The sequence below is a fragment of the Undibacterium sp. WLHG33 genome (assembly GCF_049544815.1).
Lineage (GTDB): Bacteria > Pseudomonadota > Gammaproteobacteria > Burkholderiales > Burkholderiaceae_D > Undibacterium.
This window is the reverse complement of record NZ_CP186697.1, coordinates 409,481-422,291: the sequence shown is the minus strand read 5'-3', so window position 1 is coordinate 422,291 and position 12,811 is coordinate 409,481. Positions and strand designations below refer to the sequence as shown.

At 50.5% G+C, this 12,811-nt stretch carries 8 protein-coding genes; 6 read left to right on the top strand and 2 right to left on the bottom strand.

The genetic code is table 11. The features are described 5' to 3' along the window. Positions 1 to 15: 15 nt before the first annotated feature. Both ACOTSW_RS01960 and ACOTSW_RS01955 read right to left on the bottom strand, forming a co-directional pair. Complete coding sequence (locus ACOTSW_RS01960; protein WP_423680713.1) at positions 16 to 879, bottom strand: lipid A biosynthesis acyltransferase; 864 nt, start codon at positions 877 to 879, stop codon at positions 16 to 18. Continuing rightward, positions 876 to 1,736 carry a lysophospholipid acyltransferase family protein gene (locus ACOTSW_RS01955; RefSeq protein WP_423680712.1) on the bottom strand — a complete coding sequence of 287 codons (861 nt, stop codon included), beginning with the start codon at positions 1,734 to 1,736 and terminating at the stop codon, positions 876 to 878. Before ACOTSW_RS01955 ends, ACOTSW_RS01960 begins: the two co-directional genes overlap by 4 nt. A gap of 220 nt (positions 1,737 to 1,956) precedes the next feature. Between ACOTSW_RS01955 and metK the strand changes: the two genes are divergently transcribed. The 6 genes from metK (at position 1,957) to ACOTSW_RS01925 (ending at position 12,811) form a co-directional block, all read left to right on the top strand. Beyond that, entirely contained in the window at positions 1,957 to 3,138 is a 1,182-nt protein-coding gene (metK, locus tag ACOTSW_RS01950) for a methionine adenosyltransferase (RefSeq protein WP_423680711.1), read from the top strand. Positions 3,139 to 3,164: 26 nt separating this feature from the next. Next, a complete protein-coding gene (locus ACOTSW_RS01945; RefSeq protein ID WP_423680710.1) occupies positions 3,165 to 4,079 on the top strand; it encodes a M14 family zinc carboxypeptidase in 915 nt (304 codons plus the stop codon). Between the two features lie 664 nt (positions 4,080 to 4,743). Further along, positions 4,744 to 6,618, top strand: coding sequence for a M4 family metallopeptidase (locus tag ACOTSW_RS01940; RefSeq protein ID WP_423680709.1), 1,875 nt, complete (start codon positions 4,744 to 4,746; stop codon positions 6,616 to 6,618). Positions 6,619 to 6,935: 317 nt separating this feature from the next. Beyond that, positions 6,936 to 9,047: a prolyl oligopeptidase family serine peptidase gene (locus ACOTSW_RS01935; protein ID WP_423680708.1), complete on the top strand. Its 2,112-nt coding sequence runs from the start codon at positions 6,936 to 6,938 to the stop codon at positions 9,045 to 9,047. Positions 9,048 to 9,297: 250 nt separating this feature from the next. Continuing rightward, positions 9,298 to 11,049 (top strand): ABC transporter ATP-binding protein, encoded by a 1,752-nt coding sequence (locus tag ACOTSW_RS01930; RefSeq protein WP_423680707.1) that lies wholly within the window; start codon positions 9,298 to 9,300, stop codon positions 11,047 to 11,049. Position 11,050: 1 nt separating this feature from the next. Beyond that, positions 11,051 to 12,811, top strand: a complete 1,761-nt coding sequence (locus tag ACOTSW_RS01925; RefSeq protein ID WP_423680705.1) for an ABC transporter ATP-binding protein — start codon at positions 11,051 to 11,053, stop codon at positions 12,809 to 12,811.

Genomic DNA, 12,811 nt, shown 5'->3' with positions numbered 1-12,811 from the left:
CTATAAGAAAAAACATCAATACACGCCGGCACCACCTTCCGGCCGTGTCTTAAAGCGTTTGTGTGCCCAGAAATATTCAGCCGGCGCTTTCAGGATTTCCTGTTCAATGAAGGCATTCATCTGACGCGTTGCTGCGATCATATCCTCACCGGGATAATTCTCCCACGGTGCGTGGAAAGTGACTTTCCATCCGCGGTAATCTGGCAGCATGGTCGCGATCACCGGCACCACTTTTGCACCGGTCGATGCAGCAAGGCGGGGCAATGCCGTCAGCGTTGCGGCAGGCACACCGAAGAAAGGCACGAACTCGGCATTTTTTTTGCCAAAATCCATATCAGGCAACATGAAATAAGGCAGCCCTTCATGCATCGCACGGATAATCGGCTTCACTCCATCGGCGCGTGAAAATAACTTCACCGGACGAAACCGCGAACGGCCGCGACGCAAAGCGAGATCAAACACTTTATTTCTCTGCTCGGTATAAATCGAGCATAAAGATGACTCCAGCATCACAGCAACACCAGCAACATCCAGACAGACAAAATGCGGACACATCAGTATCGTCGGCCCCTGTTGAATCACATCCAATGGAACGGCTGGTTCAATCTGAATCAAACGCTTCAGGCGACGTTCTGACGCCCACCAGAGAATACCGCGCTCAAGAACACTTCGTGCATACATCTGAAAATGCTGGCGGGCGATATGCGCTCTTTCTGCCTCACTCAGATGTGGCAAACAGAGTCGCAAATTGGTCAGGGTAATATGGCGGCGTTTGCGTATCAGGGAAAACAATATGTTACCTACGCCTTCACCCAACCGTCCCAGAACTGGCAGCGGTAACCAATGCAATAACCACATCATCAGCAATACTGCTCTCATGCCTGCCCCTCGGTTACATCAGCATCGGGACCACTGACGCCATCCGGCTTTTTGTAGCGGTTATAACTCCAGAAATACTGCGCCGGTGAGCGTGCAATTAATTTTTCCATACTGCGATTAATCGCTTCTGCCTGTTGTACCGGATCGCTTCCCAGCTCTTCCTCAAAAGCCGTAAAACGTACGATATAGCCACGACCGTGTGGCAAACGTTCAGCATACGTCAGAATAATCGGTGCACCGTTCATGCTGTGTAGCTTGGCTGACAAAGTCATCGTGTAAGCAGGTTTGCCGAAAAACCTTGCCCACACGCCCTCACCTTCCTGCGGTACCTGGTCCGGCAATAAACCAATCGCTTCGCCTTTTTTTAGGGCTTTTGCCATGATCCGCACGCCGGATAAATTGGCAGGGGCCAATAATAAATTCTCACGCGCGCGGGCGCCTTCGATCAAAGGCTTCAACGCCTCTTTACGTGGTGGTCGATACATCACTGTCAAACGGGTGCGCACTGCAATTGATTGCGCGACAATTTCAAAACAGCCTAAATGCGGGGTCAGAAAAATCACACCTTTTTTCGCATCCAGTGCCTGTTGCACCAATTCCCAGTTTTCCAGACGGGCAGTACGCAAAACACGGTCAGGTCGCGCGCACCAGATAAAAGGTAACTCGAGTATATTTTTTCCGGCCTCTTTGACTGCATCGCTTAAATGCGCCGAAAATCCCGCGCGCTCCAGATTTTCCCGCAAACGGCGACGATAAGAACCTGACAACAAATACACGATACGTCCCAATACTGCGCCAATCAGATGCAGTACAGAAAGCGGGAAAATCGACAAAAATCGGAAAAGAATGACAAGCATGACGCTGCTCAAGAATAGGTAAAAAAAAGAGGGGTATTCGACAGAAATCGAATAGAGAGCGTAAAATATCACACATTGGCTGGCTGTTGAGGTTCTGACAGCAGGCTACCGCCGAGTTAACAGACAACTTGCGAGGCGGTTTATAAAATTCGCTAAAGCGTCGCAGGATCTCTTTTCGACTGCGGCACAATTTTTACGGTCATTTTTACAGGAGCCTGCGATGGCAAATGATTTTCTTTTTACCTCAGAATCGGTCTCTGAAGGACATCCCGATAAAGTCGCGGATCAGATTTCCGATGCAATTCTTGACGCTATTCTCGAGCAGGACCCATACTCACGCGTTGCGGCTGAAACGCTGACGAACACAGGCTTAGTTGTTCTCGCCGGAGAAATTACAACGCAAGCCAACATTGACTACATTCAGGTGGCGCGCGACACGATCAAACGTATCGGCTATGACAATACCGAATATGGTATCGACTACAAAGGTTGCGCAGTCCTGGTCGCCTATGACAAGCAAAGTAACGATATTGCACAAGGTGTGGATCGCGCCAGCGATGACTATCTGAATATCGGTGCGGGTGATCAGGGTCTGATGTTCGGCTACGCTTGCGATGAAACACCTGAACTCATGCCAGCGCCGATTTATTATGCACATCGTCTGGTGGAACGTCAGGCACAGTTGCGTAAAGACGGTCGTCTGCCGTTCCTGCGTCCGGATGCGAAATCCCAGGTCACCATGCGTTATGTCGATGGCAAACCACACAGTATAGATACAGTCGTGCTCTCGACCCAGCACAGCCCGGATCAAAGTGAAACACCGACTAAGATGAAGCAATCCTTCATCGATGCAGTGATTGAAGAAATCATCAAACCGGTACTGCCTAAAGAATGGCTGCAAGATACCAAGTACCTGATCAATCCTACCGGTCGCTTCGTAATCGGTGGCCCGCAAGGCGATTGTGGTCTGACCGGTCGTAAGATCATCGTGGATACCTATGGCGGTGCTTGCCCGCACGGTGGCGGCGCATTCTCCGGTAAAGATCCTACAAAAGTGGACCGCTCTGCGGCTTACGCTGCACGTTATGTGGCGAAAAACGTAGTTGCCGCTGGTCTGGCGCGTCAATGCCAGATTCAGGTTGCGTATGCGATCGGTGTTGCGCGTCCGATGAACGTCACGGTCTATACCGAAGGTACTGGTGTTATTCCTGACGAAAAAATCGCCGCGCTGGTCAATGAGCATTTCGACCTGCGCCCGAAAGGCATTATCCAGATGCTGGATTTACTACGCCCGATTTATTCTAAGACCGCGGCTTACGGTCACTTCGGCCGCGAAGAGCCAGAGTTCACCTGGGAACGTACTGATAAAGCAGCTATTTTGCGGGCTGCAGCAGGGCTGTAATTTTTGTAGCAGGAGTTGAAGTAGCGATGCAATGGTTTTTATGGAAAAGTAAAGTCATTGCATCGCCCGGCAAAAAATCGGCACAACTCTGTTCGATGCTGATACCCGCTCTGCTTCTGCATTCTGCGTTTGCGATGCCCATCCCCAAGACAAAAACTGCGACAGACTGGTGCACGCCGCTGGCACTCAGATTACCGGGGATCAATGTTAATGACTGCCTCAAGAGTAAGTTAATACCGGCTGGTGCAAATTCACTCAATGGTTTTCCCTTACTGTCGCGTGACTTACGTGCAGATACCAAATATCCGCACGCGATCAAAATCTTAATGCTTGGCGGTATTCATGGTGACGAACAGACTGCATCGGCCATCGTGTTTAAGTGGCTCGAGAATATCCAGAAAAATGAAGTGACCGAGTTTCATTGGAAAATCGCGCCGGTCGTGAATCCTGATGGCTTGCTCGCTGCAAAGCCGCGCCGGGTCAACGCGCGTGGTATTGATCTGAACCGGAACTTCCCGACCCCGGAATGGGAAAAAGAAGCGCCTGCCTACTGGGCTCGCGTAACAAGAAAAGACCCGCGTCGCTATCCGGGTAAAGCACCAATCTCAGAACCGGAAAGTCGCTGGGTGTATGACACCATCGAAAAATACAAACCGGATGTGATCATTTCTGTTCACGCGCCGTATGGTGTACTTGATTTTGATGGTCCGAGTATGCCACCGAATCGCTTCGGCAGACTGATTTATAACCGTGTCGGCGTTTATCCCGGGTCACTGGGAAACTACAGCGGTCTGCATAAAGACATTCCAGTCGTCACCATAGAATTACCTCATGCAACGCAAATGCCACCAGAAGCCGAGGTACAACGGATCTGGCAGGACATGCAGAAATGGATACGTCAGAATATTGCAGCACCAGTGCGTACCGCACGCAATCCTTAAGTAAAAGTATTTTCAGAATTCCGTTGCAAAACAGGACGGTAGCATTTTCATGCACCAAAATCGTTATAGCGGCGAGCATGCCTGAATCCTCAACTTACGCATGATGACCGAACACAATGCAGAAAAAATATTTGTTATTTTTTTCTGAACATGGGGAATTTTTTTAAATATGGCGAATCTGAGGTTTTACTGATCGGAATCAACACGCCCGCTTCCAGTATAAGTTATTTAAACATATTGGCTTTTCTGTCAAGTCCTCCTCCATCCCCACTCCTCTCATTACATAATATTTAGTAAAAATATTTTTAACTATTTCTTATGTGATATGTCTATTTACTTAGTACAGCCCTCAGTTCACTGAAGCAAGTTTGATAATTATTAATTGAAAAGAAATTTTCTTCTGTTGGTAAAAAATTTACTTTTTTAAATAATTGAAAATACGCAACACTGTCATTTTCCCTTCACAAATTATCTGATTAACTGTTTATAGCTATTCGGGCAATAGATTGTCAGATAGCTAGCATGTATCACAGTGTTTTCGCTGGGCGATAAGCCATAAACCTTGGCTTTCCCGCTTTGATCTGGTTTGTTTAAGTTCCACTCTCAGCTGCCGCCCCAGGCAGCAGATTCAATAACATCAACAACAATTTAGGGATAAACAAAAATGACACGTAAATTCAATACCAGCTTAGTGTTCCGGCCAACCATGATGGCAGCATTGCTCGCCTGTGCATGGAGTGCCTCCGCCGCAGACAGAATCAATCTTGAGCAATTCACTCCTTCGGCAACTGCGCAATCTGCTGCCAGCAGATCGTCCTCAGTCACATCGAAAGCAAGCACAGGTGCTCCGAGTATCCATAGCACACTGGGTTTAACAACGAGCGAACTGCAAGCCGCACGCAGCCAAACTTATGCCAATGGTCGCGTTGTTACTCGTTACCAGCAATTTCATCAAGGTGTACCGGTCTGGGGTGAAGCAGTGGTTGAGCATGTCAATGCAGGGGCAGCGCAATCTTCCCTGTCTGGCTATCTGATCAGCAATCTGGCTAAAGACGTTCCCAATGCAAAGCCGTTCTATTCGACAACACAGGCGGTCACTCTGGCAAAAACCCAGGCCCGCGCATCCAGCACTGAAAATGAACAGGCAAAACTGTTTGTGAAACTTGACGAGAATAACGTCGGTAAGCTGGTCTACCTGGTGTCATTTCTTGATACGACCAATCCGGCCAAACCCAGTCGTCCGCACTTCATCATCGATGCGAACACAGGCGTTGTTGTCGAAAAATGGGAAGGTCTGACTCACGTCACATCAGGCACAGGGCCTGGCGGCAATGCGAAAACCGGGCAATATGAATATGGCACAACTGCAGGATATGGCTTCCTCGATGTGACGGTCAGCGGTTCCACTTGTACGCTCAACAGCACCAATGTTGCGACCTACAATATGAACAATGCCACTTCGGGTTCTGGTACTTTGCACTCGTTCACCTGCCCAAGAAATACCGTGAAGACTGTCAACGGTGGCTATTCGCCGATGAATGATGCGCATTACTTCGGCAATCAGGTCTTCAACATGTACCAGACTTATCTCGGCGTGCGCCCCATCAGCCAGAAACTGGTGATGAAGGTACATTACGGTTCCAGCTACGAAAATGCATTCTGGGATGGAAGCACAATGAGCTTTGGCGATGGCGCATCCACTTTCTATCCATTGACAGCGCTCGACGTGACCGGACATGAAGTCAGCCACGGCTTTACCGAGCAAAACTCCGGTCTGGTGTATTCCGGTATGTCCGGCGGTATGAACGAAGCGTTCTCCGATATGGCTGGTGAAGCCGTTGAATACTTTGTGAAAGGTACAAACGACTTCAAAGTCGGTACTGATATTTTCAAAGCGACTGGTGCATTGCGCTACATGTACAATCCGCCACTGGATGGCAGCTCGATTGCCAATGCGAGCAACTACACGAGCAGCCTTGACGTTCACTATTCAAGCGGTGTGTATAACAAAGCGTTCTACCTGCTGGCAACCACAGCCGGCTGGAATACCCGCAAGGCATTTGAAGTCATGGCGGATGCAAACCGTTTGTACTGGACATCCAGCAGCACATTTAATCAAGGTGCCTGCGGTGTTGAAAAAGCAGCGACTAACCGTGGCTATGTCGTTGCCGATGTGACTGCTGCTTTCGCCAGCGTCGGCGTCAGCTGTGCAAGCACAACACCGACTGCAACACCTCTGACGAAAGGCGTGACTGTCAGCGGCATCACACTGGCCAAAGGTGCGACGAAACTGTATTCCATCGTTGTTCCTGCGGGTGCCACGAATCTGACATTTAAACTGTCAGGCGGTACAGGTGATGGCGATCTTTATGTCAAAGCATCGACAGCACCGACAACGACATCGTACACAGCAAAATCAACCGGTTCCACAAATACCGAAACTGTGACGATTGCATCACCGTCAGCTACGACATACTATGTTCTGGTCAGCGCCTATGCAGCCGTCAACAGTACAACGCTGGTGGCTAATTACCAATAACCGTAGTTAAAAAAGTGGTCAGTCATTCCTGACCGCAGGTGTTAAAAAATCCCGCTCTGATGCAACGTCTGGAGCGGGATTTTTCATGTCCAGCAGAGGAAAACCTGAGATCCGAACATACTTGTTGAATTTCACAGACGATTCAGACTGACTTACTGCATACAGACAATCAGAAAAAATACCAAAGGCGAGAAATAAACATGTAGATGGAACTACTCAGCCAATACTTTGTCGATGTATAAACGCCTTGAAAATAATTATGGTGACCAGCGCCATAATACATACAGCAAAATCACATAGCGGAGATCTATCAAAAAATGAAACCACAGTTAACACTGCTCACCACTCTTTGCATGCTGGGCGTCACCAGCATCGCGGCGGCACAAACGACGGATGCTCACCAATGGCTGGAAGATGTCAGCGGAGAAAAAGCACTCAGCTGGGTCAAAGCACAAAACCAGATCACCCGTAGCAAGCTCGATAACGACGCTGGTTTTAAACAATTACGCAGTGATTTGCAAGTCATCCTGAATTCCAAAGACCGCATCCCCGGCATACGAAAAATGGGCGATGCCGTCTATAACTTCTGGACCGACGCTGAACATCCGCGCGGCATCTGGCGCAAAACTTCGCTCGAGGAATATCGTAAGCCTCAACCGAAATGGGAAACTGTCCTTGATATCGGTGCGCTGGCGGCAGCAGAAAACGAAAACTGGGTATTCAAAAACAGTAATTGCCGCGAACCCGCATTTGACCGCTGCCTGATCGAACTCTCCCGTGGCGGCGCCGATGCCGTCACCATGCGCGAATTCGATCTGAACACCAAAACATTTGTGAAAGATGGCTTCTCGCTGCCGGAAGCAAAAATGTCGCTCGACTGGCGCGATAAAGACAGCTTGTTTGTCGCCACCGACTTTGGCACCGGCTCACTCACCGATTCCGGCTACGCCCGTATCGTCAAATTATGGAAACGAGGCACGCCGATCAGCGCTGCTAAAACTATTCTGGAGGGTAAAAAAACCGACATGGCTGTCTCAGCACAAAGTACGCAGCATGGCGGAATTCAACACAATCTGGTTCATCGTCAGATCACGTTTTACACCGCAGAAAATTTTTTACTGGAGGGTGACCAGTTGAAGAAGCTTGATATTCCGGAAAAATCCGGCGTTGCCTTCTTCAGCACACAAATGATCGTGACACCAAGAGAAGCCTGGAAAATCGCTGAAAAGACCTATGCCAGCGGCAGCGTTCTCGCGATTGATTTCAACTCTTTTGAAAATGGTGATCGCCAATTCACTACGCTGTTTGAGCCTACAGACAGTACGTCTTTCACGGGCCTCACCGCAACAAAAAACTACCTGCTGGTACAGTCGCTCAACAATGTTAAAAGCCATTTGCAGGAATGGAAATTCGCAGATGGAAAGTGGGTGTCCCGCCAGGTGCAGTTACCAACCATGGGGGCTGTGGGCATCAGTGCTGTTGACGTTGAAGGCAATGATGATTACTTCCTCAGCTATTCCGATTATCTGACGCCCAATGTCTATCTGCTCGCACATGCCGGCAGCGACACGCGTGAACAATTGAAATCAGCACCCGCATTTTTTGATGCATCCCCTTATGAGACCGTTCAGCAATTTGCGGCCTCGGCCGATGGTACGCAAGTTCCTTATTTCGTCATCAAACGCAAAGATATCAAATACGATGGCAACAATCCTACCCTGCTTTACGGTTACGGCGGTTTCCAGATTTCTATGACACCATCCTATTCTGGCGCCTTAGGTAAAACCTGGCTGGAAAAAGGCGGCGTCTATGTTGTTGCGAATATTCGTGGCGGCGGCGAATTCGGTCCGCGCTGGCATCAGGCAGCATTGAAAGAAAATCGTCAACGCGCTTACGACGACTTTGCGGCAGTAGCAAACAGTCTGATCGCAAGCAAAATCACCAGCCCCCGTCATCTCGGTGCCATGGGCGGCAGTAACGGCGGTCTGCTGGCAGGGGTGGCTCTGACTCAGCATCCGGAACTGTTCAACGCCGTTGTCAGTCAGGTGCCACTGCTGGATATGCAGCGCTACAACCAACTGCTGGCCGGGGCTTCGTGGATGGGCGAATATGGGAATCCTGATGTGCCGCAAGAATGGGCATACATCCAGCGTTACTCACCTTACCACAACGTCAAAGCAGGCGTTCGTTATCCTAACGTTCTGTTCATCACCTCTACCCGTGATGATCGCGTCCACCCCGGCCATGCCCGCAAAATGGCGGCAAAAATGCTGGATCAGGGTCATAAAAATGTCTGGTACTACGAAAACATCGAAGGCGGACATGGTGGCGCGGCAAATAATGAACAAAGAGCCGATATGAGTGCAATTACCTACAGCTTTTTGTGGAATATGTTAAAGCGCGACAACGAGGCAAATGCAATTCACTGATGACGGCAAACTGCCACAAATTTGGCAGGCGCTGATTCGACGTCGATAGTCGAATCCACCTGTGATCCAATCACAATCTGTTTAATGCGTTTACAATCCGTTATCCTGTTGAGGGATAACGGATTTTTTATTTAACAGGACTGACGGATAGTTATTCCGGCAAGACACGACAACCAAGACAGCAGGCATAGCAGTCAAGAGCCATCGTACCTCCGGGGCGCTGTCAGGTAAGTCCTATTTAAGAATTTGCATGACACTGTTCCAACTACTGAAAACATTTATCCGCCGCCATTGGCAGCGCTATTGTGCAGCGGCCAGTATGCTGTTCGCCGTCGCCCTGATGACCGTATTGATACCGCGTCGCGTTGGTGCCGTGATTGATGGACTGGTCAGTGGGCAGCTTGATCAACGCGGTATGCTGACCGAACTCGCGTGGCTGTTATTGATGGGCATTGCCATTTATTTCCTGCGTGTCGGCTGGCGCATGCAACTGTTCACAGCCTCGTATCAGCTTGGTGTTGAACTTCGTACCCGTTTATATCAGCGCCTGAGTTTGCAGGGACAGAATTTTTTTCAGCAACAACGTACTGGCGACCTGATGGCACTCGGCACCAATGATGCCGATGCGATAGAACTTGCGGCCGGTGAAGCAGCGCTGGCAGGTTTTGATGGTTCGATGACATTTGCCCTGGTCATCGGCATGATGTTACTGGGCGTGGACTGGCGTCTTGCGGTGGCGGCGTTATTGCCATTTCCCCTGATGGCGTGGGCGTTCCGGCATATCACCCATCAGGTACATGAAGCCTCGCGCGATTCGCTGGAACGCTTCAGCAAACTCAACGATCAGGTGCAGGAAACCCTTGCCGGCGTACGTACTCTGCGCGCTTTAGGTCTGGAACAGCGCAGTGCTGCGCAGTTTGCCGAACTCGCTGAAAACGCAGCCAGCGCCAGCCTCTCGGCGCAAAGCTGGGAAGCGGCTTATGAGCCTGCGGTCGGCATCACGCTGACAGCAGCTGGCGCGCTGACACTGGCCGTCGGCGGTTATCTGGTGTGGCACGGAGAAATGACAATCGGCGCACTCACCAGCTTTACTATGTATCTGGGACAACTGATCTGGCCCATGTTCGCTGCGGGCTGGGTGTTGTCTCTGATGGAGCGAGGCAAAGCGGCCTGGGGCAGGCTGGAACCTGTGCTGTCGCAAGAACTGTCGATACAGGATAAAGGTACTCTGAGCAGCCAGCCATCTGGCAAGATACATTTCGATCACATCAGTTTTGCGTATCCCGGCCAAAGCAGAAATGCACTGACCGATATTTCAGTGTCCATCACACCTGGACAAACGCTGGGGATCGTCGGGCCAACCGGTGCCGGTAAATCCAGTATTGTTAAATTGCTGTTGCGGCAGATAGAAACACCGCATGGGCAGGTGCGCTGGGGCGAACATCTGATTGCAGAATATCCGCTGCACAGCTTACGAACTGCTATCAACTGGGTCGCGCAAGAACCATTTTTATTTTCGGCCTCAATTGCCGAAAACATTGCTCTTGCTAATCCGGAAGCGGGCCGGGAACAGGTTATTCATGCTGCCACTTTAGCGGCAGTGCATGACGACATTCTGCGTTTCCCACAAGGCTACGACACGCCCGTCGGTGAACGCGGGGTCACACTTTCAGGTGGCCAGCGTCAGCGCGTTGCAATCGCCCGCGCACTGCTGACATCCAGTCCGCTGTTGATACTGGACGACGCGCTTTCCGCCGTCGATACGGATACCGAAACCCGCATCCTGCAGCATCTTGCCGAATTACGCCAAAAACAAAACGAACGCAGTGCGATCATCATCAGTCACCGCCTGAGTGCAGTGGTCGACGCTGATCACATCCTTGTTTTGCGGGATGGAAAAATCACAGAACAAGGAACGCATCAACAACTGCTGGACGCCAATCAATGGTATGCATCGCAATGGCGCTATCAGCAACTGGAGGCAAGCTTACATGCCGCATGATATGAATACGACAGAAAAAGCCTCCGTGAAATCAGAGAAAAAATTAGCCGTACAGTTATTGGTACAAGCGGCTCAGCCAGAAAAAAAACATGTCGTCTGGGGCATATTTTTTTTATTGATTGCTGCCGGACTGGAAGCCATCGGCCCCTTACTCGGCAAAGCGTTTATCGACCGTTATCTGCTGCCGCACTTAATGGACTGGCCTGCGGTTATTGCCTTACTGGTCGCATATGTTTTGACAGGCTGGGGCGCAACCTGGTTACGTTACATGCAGCTGACCCGGCTTGCAGGCGTTGCAATGCGTTCAGTGCGGCGCTTACGCGAACAGGTGTATGGGCATGTCCTGCGTTTGCCTATGGCCTTCTTCGATAAGGCGATTACCGGTCAGCTCGTCAGCCGCGTCACCAACGATACCGAGTCAGTCAAAAATCTGTATGTGCAGGTATTGTTTGTGATGCTGGACAGCTCCATCGTCGTGCTCGGCGCGCTGGTGGCCATGGCATGGCTGGACTGGCGATTGATGCTGATCGTCATCACCTTAATTCCGGCCGTCGTGATTATTGTCTGGTTTTATCAGCGCTGGAGTGCCCCCGCCGTCAGCCGTGCACGGCAGTTGCGTAGCGACATTAACGCGCAGGTTGCCGAGAGTATCAGTGGCATGAGCGCCCTGCAGGCCAGCAATGCCGAACAACGTTTCGGTCAGCGATTTGCCAACACCAACCAATTACATTACGTCGCCCGTCTTGATGAACTGCGCGCGAACGCCTGGTTACTGCGACCAGCGCTGGATTTACTTAATTCCGTGCTGTTGGTGGTCGTGATTTACAGCTTTGGGCAACGCAGTTTTTCGGGTGTCGAAGTCGGGATTCTGTATGCATTTGTCAGTTATATCGCGCGAGTTGTAGATCCGCTGATTCAGATTACGCTGCAATTCGGGCAAATTCAGCAAGCCGTCGTCTCGGCTGCACGGGTCAACACCTTGTTACACGAACAGCAGATAAGGAATACCAGTACCGATGCGCAAATGCTGTCAGGCGACGTGAACATAGCGCATCTGAGCTTTGCCTACAACGCCGGACATCCGGTATTGCAGGACGTGAATTTACACGTACCAGCCGGCAGTTTTTTTGGTGTGGTCGGTCATACCGGCAGCGGCAAATCGACGCTGATGAGTTTACTGCTGCGCTTTTATGCCGCGCAATCCGGCAGCATCAGAATTGACGGTCATGACATTGCCACTTTCTCAGATGAGCATTTCCGTGCCAGCGTCGGCCTCGTTCCGCAAGAACCCTTTTTGCTTGCCGCCAGCGCGCGTGAAAATATCGCGATGGGGCGCAGCCTCAGCGAGGCGGACATCATCAACGCAGCGAAAGCAGCGCACGTACATGAGTTTATTCTGCAACTGGAACATGGCTATGACACACCACTCGGCGAAGGCGGCGCCAGACTCTCCACCGGGCAAAAGCAACTGATTGCGATTGCCCGCGCACTGGCGGGTCAGCCACGCATCCTATTCCTAGACGAGGCGACTTCTCATATTGATAGTGAAACCGAACAGATCGTGCAAGTTGCGCTGAATGAATTACGCGGCAAAGTCACCATCATCGCCATTGCGCATCGCCTTTCCACCATCAGAGATGCAGACAGCATCATCGTTCTGAATCACGGCAAAATCGCTGAGCAAGGTCAGCATCAGGAATTAATGCAGATAGATCAGGGCATTTATCAAAAACTGTATCTGCTGCAAACTTTAGAGGACTAA